Source organism: Stenotrophomonas sp. MH181796, from assembly GCF_009659995.1.
GTDB lineage: Bacteria > Pseudomonadota > Gammaproteobacteria > Xanthomonadales > Xanthomonadaceae > Stenotrophomonas > Stenotrophomonas riyadhensis.
On record NZ_RAHU01000008.1, the window covers coordinates 40,196 to 57,905 of the forward strand.

General features: G+C 67.1%; 16 protein-coding genes. 9 read left to right on the forward strand and 7 right to left on the reverse strand.

The window, feature by feature from the left end:
- Nucleotides 1-82 precede the first annotated feature (82 nt).
- From D5301_RS19515 to D5301_RS19535, 5 genes are all read left to right on the forward strand, one after another.
- On the forward strand, nucleotides 83-1,054 hold the full coding sequence (locus D5301_RS19515) for a LysR family transcriptional regulator (RefSeq protein ID WP_110714220.1): 972 nt from the start codon (nucleotides 83-85) through the stop codon (nucleotides 1,052-1,054).
- Nucleotides 1,055-1,069: 15 nt separating this feature from the next.
- Nucleotides 1,070-1,699, forward strand: coding sequence for a leucine efflux protein LeuE (leuE, locus tag D5301_RS19520; protein ID WP_005411716.1), 630 nt, complete (start codon nucleotides 1,070-1,072; stop codon nucleotides 1,697-1,699).
- The gene (locus D5301_RS19525) at nucleotides 1,696-2,124 is read left to right on the forward strand and encodes a hypothetical protein (RefSeq protein ID WP_153856631.1); all 429 of its coding nucleotides are present in this window, start codon (nucleotides 1,696-1,698) and stop codon (nucleotides 2,122-2,124) included. Before leuE ends, D5301_RS19525 begins: the two co-directional genes overlap by 4 nt.
- Nucleotides 2,125-2,129: 5 nt before the next feature.
- Nucleotides 2,130-2,819: a suppressor of fused domain protein gene (locus tag D5301_RS19530; protein ID WP_153856771.1), complete on the forward strand. Its 690-nt coding sequence runs from the start codon at nucleotides 2,130-2,132 to the stop codon at nucleotides 2,817-2,819.
- A 177-nt stretch (nucleotides 2,820-2,996) separates the two neighbouring features.
- Nucleotides 2,997-4,424: an amino acid permease gene (locus D5301_RS19535; RefSeq protein ID WP_153856632.1), complete on the forward strand. Its 1,428-nt coding sequence runs from the start codon at nucleotides 2,997-2,999 to the stop codon at nucleotides 4,422-4,424.
- Nucleotides 4,425-4,516: 92 nt separating this feature from the next.
- On the opposite strand, the gene D5301_RS19540 is transcribed toward D5301_RS19535, so the two are convergent.
- Nucleotides 4,517-5,758: a dipeptidase gene (locus D5301_RS19540; RefSeq protein ID WP_153856633.1), complete on the reverse strand. Its 1,242-nt coding sequence runs from the start codon at nucleotides 5,756-5,758 to the stop codon at nucleotides 4,517-4,519.
- 154 nt (nucleotides 5,759-5,912) lie between these two features.
- On the opposite strand from D5301_RS19540, the gene D5301_RS19545 reads away from it, so the two are divergent.
- Nucleotides 5,913-6,722 carry a protein klaA gene (locus D5301_RS19545; protein WP_153856634.1) on the forward strand — a complete coding sequence of 270 codons (810 nt, stop codon included), beginning with the start codon at nucleotides 5,913-5,915 and terminating at the stop codon, nucleotides 6,720-6,722.
- A complete protein-coding gene (locus tag D5301_RS19550) occupies nucleotides 6,719-7,597 on the forward strand; it encodes a hypothetical protein (RefSeq protein WP_153856635.1) in 879 nt (292 codons plus the stop codon). Before D5301_RS19545 ends, D5301_RS19550 begins: the two co-directional genes overlap by 4 nt.
- An 18-nt stretch (nucleotides 7,598-7,615) precedes the next feature.
- On the opposite strand, the gene D5301_RS19555 is transcribed toward D5301_RS19550, so the two are convergent.
- The 3 genes from D5301_RS19555 to D5301_RS19565 form a co-directional block, all read right to left on the reverse strand.
- Nucleotides 7,616-7,918, reverse strand: a complete 303-nt coding sequence (locus D5301_RS19555; protein WP_153856636.1) for an antibiotic biosynthesis monooxygenase — start codon at nucleotides 7,916-7,918, stop codon at nucleotides 7,616-7,618.
- A 59-nt stretch (nucleotides 7,919-7,977) separates the two neighbouring features.
- Nucleotides 7,978-8,658: a YafY family protein gene (locus tag D5301_RS19560; RefSeq protein ID WP_153856637.1), complete on the reverse strand. Its 681-nt coding sequence runs from the start codon at nucleotides 8,656-8,658 to the stop codon at nucleotides 7,978-7,980.
- A gap of 121 nt (nucleotides 8,659-8,779) precedes the next feature.
- Entirely contained in the window at nucleotides 8,780-9,949 is a 1,170-nt protein-coding gene (locus tag D5301_RS19565; RefSeq protein ID WP_032128500.1) for a class I SAM-dependent rRNA methyltransferase, read from the reverse strand.
- A 349-nt stretch (nucleotides 9,950-10,298) separates the two neighbouring features.
- Between D5301_RS19565 and D5301_RS19570 the strand changes: the two genes are divergently transcribed.
- Together D5301_RS19570 and D5301_RS19575 are read left to right on the forward strand one after the other, a co-directional pair.
- Nucleotides 10,299-11,261, forward strand: coding sequence for a TerC family protein (locus D5301_RS19570; protein WP_010487446.1), 963 nt, complete (start codon nucleotides 10,299-10,301; stop codon nucleotides 11,259-11,261).
- A gap of 106 nt (nucleotides 11,262-11,367) precedes the next feature.
- Nucleotides 11,368-12,138: a rhomboid family intramembrane serine protease gene (locus D5301_RS19575; protein ID WP_153856638.1), complete on the forward strand. Its 771-nt coding sequence runs from the start codon at nucleotides 11,368-11,370 to the stop codon at nucleotides 12,136-12,138.
- Nucleotides 12,139-12,248: 110 nt separating this feature from the next.
- Here D5301_RS19575 and D5301_RS19580 read toward each other — a convergent pair whose 3' ends face one another.
- The 3 genes from D5301_RS19580 to D5301_RS19590 form a co-directional block, all read right to left on the reverse strand.
- Nucleotides 12,249-13,364: a glycerophosphodiester phosphodiesterase gene (locus D5301_RS19580; protein ID WP_110714226.1), complete on the reverse strand. Its 1,116-nt coding sequence runs from the start codon at nucleotides 13,362-13,364 to the stop codon at nucleotides 12,249-12,251.
- A 247-nt stretch (nucleotides 13,365-13,611) separates the two neighbouring features.
- Nucleotides 13,612-14,961 (reverse strand): tRNA uridine-5-carboxymethylaminomethyl(34) synthesis GTPase MnmE, encoded by a 1,350-nt coding sequence (gene mnmE, locus D5301_RS19585; RefSeq protein ID WP_153856640.1) that lies wholly within the window; start codon nucleotides 14,959-14,961, stop codon nucleotides 13,612-13,614.
- Between the two features lie 3 nt (nucleotides 14,962-14,964).
- A complete protein-coding gene (locus tag D5301_RS19590) occupies nucleotides 14,965-17,637 on the reverse strand; it encodes a polysaccharide deacetylase family protein (RefSeq protein ID WP_153856641.1) in 2,673 nt (890 codons plus the stop codon).
- Between the last annotated feature and the right edge of the window lie 73 nt (nucleotides 17,638-17,710).

The window sequence follows — 17,710 nt, forward strand, 5'->3', positions numbered from 1 at the left end:
CCAGTGGGGAAGGAGGCGACAGGTTGCGCCGCACGCGCTCCCACAGAAAGGCGCAGAATCGGGCAGCACTTTCACTCTGGCAATGAAGATGATCCGCTTCGACGATCTGCAGCTGTTCGTCCGCACTGCCGCACTGGGCAGCTTCTCGCAGGCGGCGCGCGAGGCCGATCTGCTGCCCGGGCAGGTCGCCGCGGCGGTGGCGCGGCTGGAACGCGAGCTGGATCTGCGCCTGTTCGTGCGCACCACCCGCAGCCTGCGCCTCACCGGCGAGGGCGCGCTGTACCTGCCGTACGCGCAGGACGTGCTGTCCACCCTGCGTGAGGGCCAGGCGCGCGTGCAGGGAGAGGACACCGAGCTGCACGGCACCCTGCAGCTGTCGGCCCCCTCGGACCTCGGCCGCAACCTGCTGCTGCCCTGGCTGAGCGCCTTCCGCGCTGCGCACCCGCGGCTGCGCCTGCACCTGCGCCTGTCCGACGAGGTGGCCGATGTGTTCCGCGATCCGGTCGATGTGGCCATCCGCATCGGCCACTTCGACGACGCCAGCTACGTCGCCCTGCCGCTGCTGGAAGGCAACCGGCGCGTACTCGCAGCCTCGCCCGATTACCTGCAGCGGCGTGGCACGCCCACCCGCCTGGAGGATCTGCGCGAGCACGACTGCCTGGTCTATCAACTCAACGGCCGCGCCTACGATCGCTGGTCATTCGAGGTCGAAGGGCGTCGCAACGTGATCCCGGTGCGCGGTCCGCTGGTCTGCGACGATGCCGACGTCGTCCGGCGCTGGGCCGTGGCCGGCGAAGGCATCACCTACAAGTCCTGGCTGGACCTGCGCGAGGACGTGCAGGCCGGGCGCCTGCAGCTGCTGCTCGACGGTGTTGGCAGCAGCATTCCGCTGCAGCTGGTGTGCCCGCACCGCAAGCAGTTCTCACCGGCCGTGCGGCAGCTGCACGCGCAACTGCGCCAGCACCTGCAACCGCTGCTGTCTGGCATGCCCACTGGCCTCACCCGCCCCCTGTCGCCAACGGCAGCACTGGCCGACAATGGCGGCCCCCCGTAACAAGAGAACGCCGCCATGCCGTGGATGGGCATCCAGGACCTGTGGACGTTTCTGGTCGCTGTGCTGGTGTTTCTCGCCCTGCCCGGCCCCGGTACCTTCACGCTGCTCACCGCCACCGGCCGTGGCGGCGTGCGTGGTGGCTATACCGCGCTGGCCGGCCTGCTGGTCGGCGATCAGATCCTGATGTGGCTGGCGCTGGCCGGTGTGGCCGCACTGCTGAAGGCTAATCCGCTGGTGTTCCACGCGGTGCAGTACCTCGGCGCAGCCTACCTGGTGTGGGTGGGCATCAGCCTGCTGCGCACACCGAAGCACGAGGGCGGCGACGCCGGCCCGATCCGCATGCAGCCGGGCCGCTACTTCCAGCAGGCGATCCTGGTCAGCCTGCTCAACCCGAAGGCGATCCTGTTCTACATGGCCTTCCTGCCGTTGTTCATCGATCCGAAGGCACACCAGGGCATCGCCACCTTCGCTGCGCTGGCCGGCATCATTCTGGTGGTCAGCATCGCCTATTGCTCGATGCTGATCGGCGTGGGCAACCTGGCCCGTCGCCGCCTGATCCAGCACCCACGGATCAGCGATGCGCTGCGCCGTGTGGCAGGCCTGTTCCTGGTGGGGTTCGGCATCCGGTTGGGGCTGAACGGATGAAACCCTGGCCGACGGCGATGGGCGCCCTGCTGCTTCTGGCCAACACGACCGCCCCGGCGGCCACCGCACAGGATCATCGCTGCCTGAGCGGCGGCCGCAATGACGTCATCCATCTGGAATGGCGTTGGCTGGATGACGGCCAGGCCGACGTTCGCTATGCCGGGCAGCGCGAACGCCTGCTGCTGCGCCGGGTTTCAATGGAGACCACGGTGCTGGCCGAAGACCGCCCCTACCAGTTCGACAGCGTCTGGGAAGAGCGCATCAACGGGCGCCTCAACGGCCGCTACCTGCTGAGCACGCAGGGCGCGCTGGTGCTGGACCTGAGCTACGAGCGTAGCCGCGACGGACGTCGCACCACCTTCCACGATGACGTCGAGGCCTGGCAGGAAGACGGCTGCCGCTGGCCCGGCAAGGTGGCCGAGTGAGCACCATGGACGACGATACCCTGCTGGAGCGCAGCTGGGAATATCGGGAGGAGACGCTGTACCGGCGGTTGTTCGGCGATACCGGGCCGGGGATCTATCCGATCGACATGGATCTGCTGCGCAACGTCTTCAAGCAGGACCAGATCGACCCGCGCTGGCTGCATGTCGGCGTCAATGCCTGCCCTCCGCACGGTGATCGAAGGCACTGGATCTATGTCAGCTCCGGCCTGTCCAACCCCTGGGAAGGGCGGCACGAAGATGGCGATTCGGGGTTGGGCATCGAACTGATGCTTGAGACGCAGGACGAAGCGACCTGGGCACTGACCACCTTGCGCTGGTTCACCGCGTACCACCTGCTGCTGTGCCACTCACGCATGCCCGGCAATCCGTTGGCGCCATGGGACCGGCTGAAGCTGGGGGGGCCGGTGGATCACGCAGGGAGCATGCTGCAGGCGGCCGTCTTCGTTCCGTCGTTGCATTTCCCGGGACCCCAGCAACTGCCATCGGGACGATTCGACTTCCTGCAGCTGCTGCCGTTGACCCTGGACGAGCACGCGTTCGGCCGCGCGCAGGGCTTCGAAGTACTGGTGGGCCAGTTGAGAACCCAAGGTGCGGCGCCAGTGGTTGATTCGCAGCGGGTCAGCATCGATCTGGCCCCTGCTCTCACGCTTCAAGCGCCTCCCGGCTCGCCTTGAGGGATCGAATCATTTCGAATCCTGCCAGCATTTGTGCCGATTCCGGCAGAATGCTCGGAGTACAGCCGCGCCGGTGACGCATCTGACCCTCGCATGACCCCCGTCAGTGGTAATGCTGCGCTGCGTTCGGTCACACTCGGGAACTTGTCGTTCTTAGTCACCCCTTCCGAGGCCTGCATGTCCCTGTTCCGGCGCAAGTCCCTAGATTCCGTCACCGTCCACGAAGCCGGCAGGCGTCTGATCCCGACGCTCAGCTGGCCGCACCTGATCGCGCTGGGCATCGGTGCCATCGTTGGCACCGGCATCTACACGCTGATCGGTGTCGGTGCCAACCTGGCCGGCCCGGCCGTGCTGATCTCCTTCGCCATCGCCGGTGCGGTCTGCGCCTGTGCGGCACTGTCCTACGCCGAGCTGTCGACGATGATGCCGGCCGCCGGCAGTGCCTACACCTACAGCTACAGCGCGCTGGGCGAGGTGTTCGCCTGGGTGGTGGGCTGGAGCCTGATCCTGGAGTACTCGCTGGTGGTGAGTACCGTGGCGGTGGGCTGGTCCGGCTACTTCGTCGGCTTCCTCGAATGGGTCCACACCCAGTTCGGCTGGAACGTGCACCTGCCCGCGTGGCTGGCGGCCGGTCCGCACGTGGAAGGCGGCATGATCAACCTGCCCGCGATCATCATCACCTGGCTGGTGGCCGGGATGCTGATGGCCGGCACCAAGGAAAGCGCCACCCTCAACGCCATCCTGGTGGTGTTCAAGCTGATCGCGCTGGCCATCTTCGTGGCGGTGGCCCTGCCCGCGTTCGACAGCAACAACCTGCAGCCGTTCATGCCGTACGGTTTCGCCAAGTCGATCGGCCCCGATGGCGTCGAACACGGCGTGATGGCGGCAGCGGCGATCATCTTCTTCGCGTTCTATGGCTTCGATGCGATCTCCACTGCTGCCGAGGAAACCAAGAACCCGGGCCGCGACCTGTCGATCGGCATCATCGGTTCGATGATCGGCTGCACCATCGTCTACGTGCTGGTCGCGCTCGCGGCCGTCGGTGCGATGAGCTACGCGGTGTTCGGCCATAGTGCCGAGCCGCTGGCCCTGATCATGCGCCAGCTGGGCCATCCGACCGCCGCGATGGTGATCGGCGTGATCGCGATCATCGCGCTGCCGACGGTGCTGCTGGCCTTCCTGTACGGCCAGAGCCGCATCTTCTTCGTGATGAGCCGCGATGGCCTGCTGCCGCGCAGCCTGTCCAAGGTCAACGCACGTACCGGCACGCCGGTGGCGACCACGCTGTTCACCGCGGTGGTGGTGTCGGCGCTGGCCGGCGTGGCCCGCCTGGACGAGATCGCCGCCCTGGCCAATGCCGGCACCCTGGCCGCGTTCACCGCCGTGGGCATCTGCCTGGTGGTGCTGCGCCTGCGCGAGCCGAACCGCGAACGTACCTTCCGTACGCCGCTGGCCTTCGTGGTCGGCCCGTTGGCCGCGCTGGGCTGCATCTATCTGTTCATCAGCCTGCCGCACACCACCCAGCTGTATTTCCTGTTGTGGAACCTGGCCGGCCTGGTGCTGTACTTCCTGTACAGCCGTCGCCACGCGCTGATCGCGAAATAACCGGTTCACCGGTAGTGCCGGCCGCTGGCCGGCACCTCGCATCCTGTTGATACGGCCAGTGCCGGCCAGCGGCCGGCACTACCCCAGGGCGGTCAACCGCCCTGCTTTGCGGCGTAGTCCTGCGCCTGGCGCATCACCCGCAGCAGGTTGTCGCCCCAGATGCCGGCAATCTGCTTCTCGGTATAGCCCTTGCGCAGCAGCCACGCAGTGATCTTCGGCAGCTGGCTGACATCGGGCAGGTCACTCAGGCCACCGCCGCCATCCCAGTCCAGGCCGATGCCCACGTGTTCGGGGCCGACCACCTTGAGGATGTGCTCGAAGTGGGCGAAGAAATCGTCCAGGCTGGCATGGCGCACCGGATGCTCGTGGTCCAGCGCCTGCTCGGCCTTCAGCAGGGCAACGCCCTGCTCGATGCCCATTCCTTCCCAGCCGCCCAGCTGCTTGCTCAGCGCTTCTTCGGCCTGCTTGCGCTCGGGCGTCTTCGCGGTGTCGATCAGGTAGCCGCCATAGGCGTTCACCTGGATCACGCCACCGGCCTTGGCCAGCTTGCGCAGCCGCGCGTCATCAAGATTTCGCGGGTGGTCGTAGACCGCCTTGGCCGAGCTGTGCGACAGCACGAACGGCACCGGCATCATCGCCAGCAGGTCGTCGAACACCGCGTCGGACGCATGCGACTGGTCGATCACGATGCCCAGCTTCGCTGCTTGCCGCACCAGGTCCTTGCCCGCCGGGCTCAGGCCTTTCCACTCGGCGCCCTTCGGATCGGTGGCCGAATCGGCGAACTCGTTGTTGGCGAAGTGCACGGTGCTGAGCAGTCGCAGGCCAGCGCGGTGGTAGAACGAAAGCAGGCTCGGGTCTTCCACCAGCGGGCTGGCGTTTTCCATGCTGATGTAGACCACGCGCTTGCCGGCGGCCTTGATCCGCGCCGCGTCATCCGCCGTCAATGCCAACGCGAAGCGCTCGGGGGTGGCGGCCAGCATCTCGCGGATCTCCAGCAGCCGCTGCAGGCCATGGTCACGCTCCGCGAGGTGCGCGGCGGGGCTGCGATCGCCCTGATCGGTGTAGATCGCCCAGAAGCCGCCGTCCAGCGCGCCCTCGACCATGCGCGGGTAGTCCACCTGCGAAAGCGCGTTTCGGTCATGCCGCTGTTCGATGTCGAAGCCGCTGCGACCGAAGTTGGCCGGCGTATCCAGATGGCTGTCCAGGGTCACCAGGCGCTGCTGCAGGGCCTTGGCACGGGCCAGCTCCTGCGCGCTGAACTCGATGGCGTGGGCGGACAGTGGCGCGCACAGCGCCAGGGCAAGCACGACGGACAAGCGACGCAACGAAGGCATGGGCATCCACCGATGTTGGGAGACGCCGACCATAGCGCCGTGAGGGTGGCCCGGGGTAGTGCCGGACGACAGCACGCGTGCTCCATTACACTCGGCGGCAGCCGCTAACGGCACTGACGGCCCCGCGCTGCATTGCCCCTGGAACGGAACCTTGATGCCGCATCCTGTCCCTCCACCACTCCCCAGCGAACACCCGGTTGCCGCCGGGCCCTGCGTCGAACAGCTCAAGCGCGATGTGCTGCCGGTCCTGTTCGCCGGGCGCATCGACATCGGTCGCTATGGCCCGGCCGAACTGGCCAGCGCCAGTGCGGAGCCCGCTTGGCAGGACGGTAGTGCCAACGCGTTGGCCAAGGCGCTGGCTGAACTGGTCAGCCGCCTCTCCGAGCATGACCCCAATGCACTGCTGGAACGCGCTGGCTGGTGGGACCGGTTCACTGGTGCCGACATCGAGCAGCGCCTGCGTCGACGCATCGCGCTGGGGGGAAACGGTGACGTCCTGGCCGAGATCGAGCGCCAGGCGATCGCGGTGCGCGGCAGCGTCGATCGGTTGAACGCACAGCTGGAGCTGCATGACGTGCAGGGCGCCCACTTGCAGATCTACATCGATGCGGGCGTGCAGTTCCTGCAGGAACTGCCCCCGGGCAGTGGTGCCAGTGACGATCCGATGGTGCTGGATCGACCGGTGGAGCGCCTGCAGCGCCGCATCGCCAACCTCACCGCACTGCTGGCCAGCCATTCGATGAGCCGGATCCAGGTGCAGCTGGCGCGCAACCACGCCATCGAACTGCTGGACCGCTACAGCGAGACGGTGCAGATCCTGCTGCCGATCTGGCGCCAGACCATCCTCGCCCTGCACAACAACGACAACGCCAGCCCGCAGATGGTCGCCCGCGCCTCGCAGGCACAGGACCAGTTGAAACAGGCCCTGCAGCAGCTGCTGCGCACTTCCGGAGAACCGGCATGATCACGTCCCGGCCCGACCCACTGAGGGTACCGGCGGAACTGCAGCCGCGGGTCGAAGCCGTTCCCGGGCTGCGCGCGCTGTATCGCCGGGGTTCGTTCGCACGCACCCTGGGTCTGGCGTGTCTGGCGGTGCTGCCGGCCACGGCGCTGCTGTCCATGATATTCCTGCAGGGGCTGACCGGCAGTCCGCCCTCGGCACACGTGCCGGCCGGCTACGGTACTGATCCCGGCACGTCTGCCATGCTGCTGCTGGCCAGCCTGATCCTCTTTGGCGGGTTGCTGTTCTGGATGGGATTCGGCCTGCGCAGGGTGCTGCTCAACCGCGGCGTACGCCACTTCACCTTCTCGTTCGTGATTGGTGGCTCGTTGCTGGTCGGCTTGCTGTTCGGCAACGGAATCGTCAGTCCCGACTTCAGCCGGGCTGACGCTGGCGATGGCACGAAGCTCGACAGCAGCCAGCTCGGCAAGCTCATCGACAGCCCGGGTTTCACGACACTCAGCCCGCAATGGCAGGGCTACCTGCAGGCGCAGCGCTCGCTGGCAAGACCCAGCATCCCCTTGAACGATATCGGCCAGGCCATCGCCCGCGGCGAGGACATCGGTATCGCGGTGCCCGATGTCATCCGTGCGCGCTTTGAAGCCAAAGCCAAGGTCCCCTATTCGGTGCGCAGCCAAGCGTGGCTGCGTGACCATTGGCTGCGCATGGGCGCGCTGCACTTCATCGGCACAGCGATCGCCTGGTCACTGCTGCTGCTGGTCATCGCTGGCATCGGCCTGACCACCCTGGGCTATCACGTGCGCGGCCGGGCCCGGGTGATCAACGGCCTGCTGCAGCAGTTGCAGGCGCCACCGGCGCAGGCGGGCGCGCAGCCCTGAGGCGCGCGCCGCCGGTGATCAACCGGGCAGGAAATGCTGCATCAGCTGCAGCTCATCAATGGCAGCCATGTACGGTGCAAAACGCGCATCACCACCGGCGAAGGCCTGTGCCGCTGCCTGTGCGCTGGCCAGGTCCTGCCAGTGGGCGATGTCGACGAAACGGTCGTCGCCGTCCATCGGCGAGAACGGCTGGTAGTCGATCAGGCCGGGAAACTGCGCAATGGCCGTGCGCAACTGCTCGCGCAGCATCGGCATGTCGGCGCGCGCGTGCGGTTTGACGGTGAACACGGCCAGTTCGAGGACGGAAGAAGCAGGGTGCATGGTGAAGCCCGTTGGTGGAGGAGCGCGCAGTCTGTGCTCCCCCTGCTGCCACCGGGGTGTCAGTGGCCGCGCAGCGTCCAGGCTCGCTGCTGGTGGCGCAGATAGGCCTCCAGGCCGACCTGCGCAGGCAGGGCCAGGCCATCCGCTTCGGCCAGGGCTTCGATCTGGTCCAGGCGGAAATCGCGGTAGTCCTGGCGAAGCCCGCACCAGCTGCCCAGCGTCCAGTGCTGGCCCCAATGGAACAGGCCCAGCGGGTACACGATGCGATCACTCGGCGCGCCCTGCAGCGTGCGATAGCGCAGATGCACGCTGCGGCCGGCGGCGATGGCGATATGCAAGGGCTGCCAGTACGGCAGCGAAACCGGCACCGCGCGCAGCGCGCGAGCGGTGCGCGGGCTGGCAGCACGCTCGGGCATCGCCGCCTGCAGCTTGTGCAGCAGCGAACGCGCCGCCGGTTGCAGGTGGCCAGCGCCACTGCACGCCAGCATTTCCACGGCCAGCTGCAGTGCCTCGGCCTCGGCCGCATCCAGGCTCAGCGGGGGCAGTTCGAAACCCGGGTCGAGCCGGTAGCCGATGCCCGCCTCGCCGTAGACCGGAATACCGGCCACGGACAGGTCATCGATGTAGCGGTAGATGCTGCGCACCGACAGGCCCAGCTCCGCCGCCAGCACGGCGGCGGTCACCGGCTGGCGTACGCGGATCAGGTTGACCAGCTGGAACAGGCGGTCGGCTTTGCGCATGGGCCTTTCCTGGCGATGCAGGCACGGCGGCCTCGGTCTTGTGGAGCCGAGCCATGCTCGGCTGATCTGATCTGGCCAAGCACCGCGCGAGTCGAGCAGGGCTCGACTCTACAGGTTGGAGTCAGTCCACCACGCGGCAGAACACGGCCTTGAGGTAACGCGATTCCTGCACGTGGGCCATGAACGGATGATCCGGACCGGCGCCGGCCACCTTCAGGATCTGGATCGTGCGGCCGGAGAAATAGGCCGCGCGGCGCAGCATGTCGAGGAACTGGTCCTCGGCCACCAGGCCGGTGCAGGAGAACGTGGCGAACAGGCCACCGGGCTTGACCACGCCCAGTGCCAGCTTGTTCATGTCCAGGTACTTCTTCAGCGCAGTGATCACCTGGTCGCGGTCGCGGGTCATCTTCGCCGGGTCCAGGATCACCACGTCGTACTGCTCACCGCGGTTGGCGGCGTCGCGCAGCCACGGGAAGATGTCGGACTGGACGAACTTCGGGCGCACGTTGTTCAGGCGCGAATTGCCCTTGGCGATCTGGATGACGTCTTCATCGATGTCGATGCCGACCACTTCAGTGGCACCACGCGCCGCTGCGTACACGGCGAAACCGCCGGTGTTGCAGCACAGGTCGAGCACGCTCTTGCCTTCCACCTGCTGGCTCAGCCACTCGCGGTTCTCGCGCTGGTCGGCAAAGAAGCCGGTCTTGTGCGCACCGGCCGGGTCAGCGCGGAACTTGATGCCGTACTCGGTGATCACCGCCGCTTCGGTGGTGGTGTTGCCGTGGAAGTCGAAGCTTTCCTGCTTCTGCACGTGCTCGTCGGCGAAGCTGTGGAAGCGGCAGCCCGGGAACTGCTCGCGCAGGGCGTCGTAGATCCACTCGCGGTGGCGGAACATGCCGGCGGCGAAGAATTCGACCACCACCAGGTCGCCGTAACGATCGACCACCAGGCCGGACAGGCCGTCGCCTTCGCTGTGCACCACGCGCCAGGCGTCGGACACCGCATCGAGCTTCAGCACCTCACGGCGCAGCGACACCGCCTGGGCGATCTTGCGCGAGAACCAGCCGGCATCCACCGGCACGTTCTGGTCGGTTTCGAGGATGCGCACGGCAATGCGCGAGTGCCCGTTGTAGAACCCGCGGCCAATGAACTCGCCATCGATGCCGACCACGTCGACGATGGAACCGGGCTTGGGCCGGACGGTCGGCTTCTCGACCAGTTTCTGGAAGATCCACGGGTGGCTGGAACGCCACGCATTCTTGAGGCGGACAATCGGAAGGGGGGTATTCATCCACCTATTGTAAACCGGGCACCGGGGTCAGATCCCCGCAGGGGCTCTGACCCCGGCCGGCATGCCAACCAAGGTTGGCATCTACCAGGGCGGGGGCCCCGGCCGCCCGGCATTTGACGGCAGCCCGGCCAGGCCGCAGAATCGGCGCCAGAAGGGGAGTAGCTCCCAGACGTTGTCGCCGTCATTTCGAGCCCGCAGGCTCCGGTGCAACGGCAGTTCCAGCCGACTGGAACTGCGAGCGAGACCTTCGCCGTACTGGCGAAGCTCTGTCCCTGGATCCCCCTCCCGATCCTCCGTTGCAGATCCTCGCCGTCCGGCCTGGCATTCATCTTTCCAACGGACATTCCCAATGCAGACGATCGGTAACGTGTGGTTGTGGGGCGGCTTCGCAGCGGTGGTGGTCATCGCCCTGCTGGTCGACCTCGTGTTGATGCGCCATGGTGGGCCGCACAAGGTCACCTTCAAGGAGGCCCTGTGGTGGTCCATCGGCTGGGTCGCGCTGGCCCTGCTGTTCAATGCGGGCCTCTGGTACTACCTGAATGAGACCGCCGGCCAGGTGGTGGCCAACAAGGTCGGCCTCGAGTTCCTGACCGGCTATCTGGTCGAGAAGGCGCTGGCGGTCGACAACATCTTTGTCTTCCTGATGATCATGAGCTACTTCGCAGTGCCGGAGGAGCAGCGCCAGAAGGTGCTGATCATCGGCATCCTGGGCGCGATCGTGCTGCGTACGATCATGATCTTCGCCGGCAGCGTGCTGATCAGCCAGTTCCATTGGCTGCTCTACGTGTTCGGTGCCTTCCTGCTCTTCACCGGCTGGAAGATGTGGTTCGCCGCCGGCCAGGAGCCGGACCTGGAGACCAACCCGGCCCTGCGCTGGATGCGCAAGCACCTGCGCCTGCTGCCGGATTACGCGGGCAATGCGCTGAGCGTGAAGCGTGATGGCGTGCGCTGGTTCACTCCGCTGTTCGCGGTGCTGATCCTGATCGCGGTCACCGACGTGATCTTCGCGGTGGACAGCATCCCGGCGATCTTCGCGATCACCACCGACCCGTTCATCGTGCTCACCTCCAACGTGTTCGCGGTGCTGGGCCTGCGCGCGATGTTCTTCCTGCTGGCCGGCATGGCCGACCGCTTCCACCTGCTGCCGTATGGCCTGGCGCTGGTGCTGGGCTTCATCGGCATCAAGATGATGATCATCGACCTGTTCAAGATCCCGACCCCGGTGTCGCTGGGCGTGGTGGCGGTGATCATCGCCGCGACCGTGGTGCTGAGCCTGAAGTACCCGCCGAAGGAAGGCGAAGGCCAGGCCTGAGCCCGACCCGCTGGATGGCACGGCCGGTGGGATTGTCCCGCCGGCCGTTTCCACTCTCCCGCCGCGGTGGCCTTGGTTTCGCACCAACCACCGCCATTGCTGAGGTATGAACAACAACGCGCCCCTGCCCGCCGGCGACGCGCCGGCGCCCCGCAATGACCGCTCACGCATCCTTCGGGCGTTCAATGTCAGCCTGGCCGCCGTGCTGGTGCTGGTGGCCGTGTTCGCCCTGCAGGGCACGTTCGCCTGGCGACCGTGGGCGGTCGCGCCGCTGGAAGCCAAGGGCCTGCTCGGCCTGATCGGCGGCCCGATGCTGCATGCCTCGGTCGAGCACATCGCCGCCAACAGCATCGCGATCCTGATCCTCGGCACGCTGGCCGGCAGCGTCTACCCAAAAGCCACCGTGCGCGCCCTGCCCCTGCTGTGGCTGGGCTCGGGCATCGGCGCGTGGATGCTGGGCAATCCGGGCAGCGTGCACCTGGGCGCCAGTGGCGTCACCCATGGCCTGATGTTCCTGCTGGCCAGCCTCGGCCTGCTGCGCCGTGACCGTGCGGCGATCGCCACCGGCCTGATCGGCATGCTGTTCTACGGCGGCATGCTGATGACCATCCTGCCGCACGCCGACGGCGTGTCCTGGCAGTCGCACATGGGCGGCGCCTTCGCCGGCATCATCGCCGCGCTGCTGTTCCGCAACGCCGACCCGCTGCCACCGCGCCCGCGCTACAGCTGGGAAGATGAAGAGGACGAGGTCGAGCCGCTGGCCGACGACGAGCTGGAACCGCCGTCACCACAGCGCGTGCCGGTGCTGTGGCAGCCGCGCGAGGGCCAGGACTACGTGGTGATCCCGTTCCGTCGGCCGGAAGACCCCCGCGGTTGAGGTGACCGGTAGTGCCGGCCGCTGGCCGGCAACCTCATGAACCGGTAGTGGCCGACCTTGGTCGGCACTCCTGGCGTGTGCCAACCAAGGTTGGCATCTACCAGAGCCCGTCAGTTCGCCGCATTCCCCGCCGTGCCCATGCCATCCACCGCCTGCCGGCCCAGCGCCGGGTCATCGGTGAAGAACGCATCGATGCCAGTGGCCAGATAGGCGCGCATCTCCGCGACCGAACCCTCGGCATTGCGCGCGTTGTCGGCACCCTTGCGCAGGTTGCTGGCCTGGAAGTGGTTCTCCGGGCGGAAGGTATACGGAATCACCATCAGGCCCACTGCATGTGCGTCCTGTACCAGCGTGGTCGGTGTCCCCAGTGCGCCCTTGGCGTCCAGCGGAATGATCGAGCGCAGCTCCGGACCGATGCTGTCCGCATAGACGGCAATGTCCTTCAATCCGGCCGGGGTCATCATCTGCGCATAGGTCAGCGTGCCGCCGGCCTTGGCGATGTCGGCCGGCTGGGTATCGCCCTTCCACAGCAGCTGCAGCAGGCGGATGTTGCTGCCCCGCCCGATCTTGCCGCGCAGGTAGCGCAGGTTGGCGGTCTCGAACGACTGGATGGTGACCGGCCCGACGTTGGTATAGGCGTTGCCGCGCAGCGCGGTCAGGAGCTTGTCTTCCATCGGCAGGCCGATCGACTGGAAGTAGGTCGGATGCTTGATCTCCGGCACCAGGCCGATGCCGCGGTTGGCACGGCCGGCCTGCTGCACCAGGAAGGCAAGGATCTCGTCGAGGCTGGCAATGCGGAACTGGCCATCGTAGGCGGTGCTGCGCAGTTCCGGCAGGCGCTCACGTGCGTACAGCGTCTTCAGCTCGGCCAGGGTGAAGTCTTCGGTGAACCAGCCATCGACCTTCTGCCCGTCGATGACCTTGCTGGTGCGGCGGCTGGCGAATTCGGGATGCGAGGCGACATCGGTGGTGCCACTGATCTCGTTCTCGTGGCGGGCCACCATCACCCCGTCCTTGGTCATCACCAGGTCCGGTTCGATGTAGTCGGCGCCATCGGCGATGGCCTGCGCATACGAGGCCAGGGTGTGCTCGGGCAGCAGTGCGCTTGCCCCGCGATGGCCGTAGACCGACACCTTGTGTGCGGCCGGGGTGGAGGATTCAGCACTCATGGCCACCGATGGTGCCACGGCCAGCGACAACAGCAACGCACAACCCCACGACTTCACTGCGACTTCCCCAAGCGGTATGTGATGGGCGTCAGTATGCGGCGGCAATGTGACAGGCGGGGGACCCCATGGATCCGGTAGTCGCCGACCTTGGTCGGCGCTCTGCCAGCCGGCGTCCATGACCCCGGACGCCCTGTGCCAACCAAGGTTGGCACCTACCAGAGCGAAGGTTGGCACCTGCCAGAGCATGAGCCACGCGGTTGATCGATGACGGGGTCGGAGCCCCTTCGGGGATCTGGCCCCAGCCTTACTTGCCGATGCAGAAACTGGAGAAGATCCTTCCCAGCAGGTCATCGGCACTCATCTGCCCGGTGATCTCGCCCAGCGCGTCATGCGCCAGCCGTAGTTCCTCGGCGGCCAGTTCCAGGTGCTCATGCGCCAGCTCACCATCGGCGCGCTGCGCATGTTCCTGCGCGCGCTCGATCGCATCGACGTGGCGGGTGCGCGCGGAGAACTCGCCGTCCACCTGCTCGCCTGCCCCGGCCGACGCAATCGAGCGCAGGCGCGCGTGAAGATCTTCGAGTCCGGCGCCGGTGGCGGCGGAAACGAACACGCGGTCCGGATCGTCCAGCGTCGGCAGCGCCGTCAGCAGATCCGACTTGTTGTGGATGTAGACCTTGTGCGGCACCGCCGCCACGGCATCGCCCAGCGCCGCTTCGCCGGCCGCCGGATCGCGCGCATCCAGCACGATCAGCGCCAGGTCGGTGCGCTCGATTTCCACGTGCGCGCGGCGCATGCCTTCGCGTTCGATGGCGTCGCCGCCGTCGCGCAGGCCCGCAGTGTCGACCAGGGTCAGCTCCAGGCCGTCCAGGCGGATGGTCTCGCGCAGCGTGTCGCGGGTGGTGCCGGCGATGTCGGTAACGATGGCGCGCTCGCTGCCGGCCAGCGCATTGAGCAATGAACTCTTGCCCGCGTTCGGCGGACCGATCAGCACCGCATGCAGGCCGTCGCGCAGGCGACGGCCACGTTCGGCATCCCGCCGCAGCAGAGCAAGATCGCCGCGCGCCTGTTCCAGGCCACGGCGCACCTGTGCGCCACCCAGGGTATCCAGCGGTTCGTCGGCGAAGTCGATGGCCGCTTCCACATGGATGCGCAGCAGCACCAACTGTTCGACCACGGCCTCGATGCGGCGCGAGAACACGCCGTCCAGCGAACGGCGTGCAGCGCGCGCGGCACGGTTGTCGCCCGCCGCGATCAGGTCGGCGATGGCCTCGGCCTGGGCCAGGTCGAGCTTGCCGTTGAGGAACGCACGTTCGCTGAACTCGCCCGGGCGCGCTTGGCGTGCACCGAGCGCGATGCAGCGCGCGACCAGTTGCTGCAGCAGCACGGGGCTGCCATGGCCCTGCAGTTCCACCACCTCTTCGCCGGTGAAGCTGTTCGGTGCCGGGAACCACAGCACGATGCCATCGTCGATGACCTCGCCGTCGGCATCACGCAGGCGCGCGTAGTGCGCGTGGCGCGGACGCAATGCAGGTGCGCCCAGCGCATTGGCAATCGCTGCAGCGCGCGGGCCGGACAGGCGCAGCAGGCCGACACCGCCGGCGCCGGGCGCACTGGCGATGGCCACGATGGTGTCGGTACGGATCGCGTCGTTCATCGCTCAGAGCTTCCCCAGCTGCGCACGTGCCTGCGCCGCGCCACTGCCCTGCGGCTGCAGCGCAAGGTAGGTGGTGTAGGCCTGTTTGGCCTTGGCCTTGTCGCCCGCGTTGAAGTAGGCATCGCCCAGGTTGAGATAGGCCACCGCACGCGACGGGTCGATCTTCAGCGTGTTCTCCAGCCAGCGCGCGGCTTCGGCATAGCGCTGCTGGCGGTAGTAGACGAAACCGAGGTTGTTGGCGGCCTGGGCGAAGTCCGGGCGCAGCTTCAGCGCCTCGGTGAACTGCGCGGCCGCCTCGTCGTACTGCTTCTCGCGGTACAGCTGCAGGCCGCGGTCGTTGGCCTGCTGCGCGCGCTGGCGGTCGGATGCCGGGCCGGCGGTGGGCACCACCAGCTTGGCCTTGCCACCCTGCAGGTCGGCCACGGTCACCGGTGCCTGACTGCCCTTGGCCTCACTGGCCGCATCCACCTTGTTGTTCAGCGCGATCGCATCGGCGGTCAGCTGGCGCGTATCGGCGTTGAGGAATTCCTGGCTGTCCGGCACCTGGAACACGAACTCGCCGCCCTGCGAACCGGGCAGGCTGCCGAAGGCCGGCGTCTGGTGCGAGACCGCCGAGACCGCCGGCGCCACGTAGGCGGCCAGTTCGGTACCGGTGATCAGGCCATCGCCGTTGAGGTCGCCCTTGCCGGCCAACGCCTGCAGCAACACCCAGGTAAACACCGAGTGACCATTCGGGCCGGCATCGGCCACCTGCTGGTCGGCACCGCCGGCGGTCAGCATCTGCCGCGCGCTGCGACGCGCGTTCTCGCGCAGGAACGACGACGACGACGGGCCGCCACGGGTCAGGCCGAGGCCGCTGTAGCAGGCATCCATCACGAACATCACATGCTTGGCCTGCATGCTTTCGGCGATGTTCTGGATGTCGGTCATCGCGATCGCGTCGGTGGCGAATTCCTTCGGATCCGAATCGACCGGGATGATGTAGCCAAGGTCGCGCCCGGAGGCGAGCTGGCGGGTCGCGCCATGGCCGGCGAAGAACACGAAGACGCGATCGTTCTTGCCGGTGCGGTCGTCGGCCAGGCGGTCGTGGAAAGCGGCCAGGATGTTGTTGCGGGTGGCCTGCTCGTTCTTCAGCACGATCACCTGCGAGGACGGGAAGCCGAACTGCCCGGTCAGGGTATCGGCCACCGCCTGCGCATCGTGGCTGGCGTACTCCAGCTTCGGCCATTTGGCGTAGGTGTCGATGCCGACCACGATCGCCCAGGACTTCTCGTAGCCGGTGGTGACGGTGGCGGCACTGGCCTCGCCCTTGCGCGCGCGGGCAACGGTGAACTCGCGGCCATTCCAGCCGGCGAACTGGTAGCCATCGGCGATCAGCCGGTCGAGGATCTGCGGCAGCGCCTTCACCGCACGGTCGTGGATGTCGTGGAACAGGATGATGCCGCGCTGTTCCTTGTTCACCTGGTCGAGCACGCGCTGCACGATCGACTCCGGCACCGGGTCGGCCCAGTCCATCGAGTCGATGTTCCACATGATCGACTTCAGCCCGGCTTCGTTGAGCAGCTGCAGGCCTTCGGCGTTGCGCGCACCATACGGGAAGCGGAACAGCGGCGCGCGCTTGCTGTCGACGTCCTTCAGCAGCGTGTCGGTGTCGAGTACCTGTTGGCGCAGCGCATCCCCGGTGGTGCGCGACAGCTGGGCGTGGGTCAGGCTGTGGTTGCCGACCGCATAGCCGTCTTCCATCAGGTTGCGGCTGATCTTCGCCATCGGGCCAAGGCTGACCTTGCCGTCGGCCTCGACCTTGCCCAGGTTGCGACCTACCTCGAAGAACACGCCCGGCACGTCATAGCGCTTGAGGATGGCCACCACTTCATCGGTGTAGGCCTTGTGCGGGCCATCGTCGAAGGTCAGCACCACGGTCTTGGCCGGCAGGTCGCGGCCGAAGATCTCGCGGTCGCTGTCCTTCATCGACATCGGGTACGGCTCGATCACGCCATAGTCGCGCAGGATCGCTTCGCGGCTGTAGTCCTTGTGCAGGTGGGCGATGTAGTCGTCCCACTTCTCACGCTTCAGCTCGATGGCACGGGTGCGCTCGAAGCGGCTGAAGATGCGGGTCAGTTCCTGGTTGTAGTTGCGCTCGATCTCGTCGAGCGCCTCCAGGTCCTCGCCGACGCGCTGATGCAGCTTCACCGCCGGCAGCGACGAATCCGTGCCAATGCGCTCATGCAGATCACGCAGCACTTCGCGGAAGGCCAGGCGGTCAGCGTCGAACAGTTCCGGCGCCGACTCGATGTAGTCCAGCACGGTGCCGAGGGTGGCGAAGCGCTGCGGGCTGGTACCGCGCAGCAGGGTGTCGAACTGCGCGGCGATCGCCGAGCGTTGTTCCAGGCCATCGTGGAACAGCTGCTGTCCCACGCGCGTGGAGGTGCCGCGGTCGGCGGCCGACTGCTGGTCCTCATCGGCCAGCAGCACGATGATCCGGCGGTAGCCGTCGAGCTGCTTCTGCAGCGCAGCCAGCAGCGGTGCCGCGGCCGGATCGGCGGCGGCCGCAGCCTGCGCGCTGGGCTGGGTGACCGTGGTCGTCGGCGCCTTCGCGTCCTTGTCGCCGCAGCCGGCAACAACCAGCGTCAACAACAGCGAGGGCAGGAACAGGCGGAACGACGACGCACGCGGCATGGTGGACTCGAAGGTGGGAGGAACGGTGTGCCGGCGATTCTAACGCCGCATGCGAAAAGCCCGCCTTGCGGCG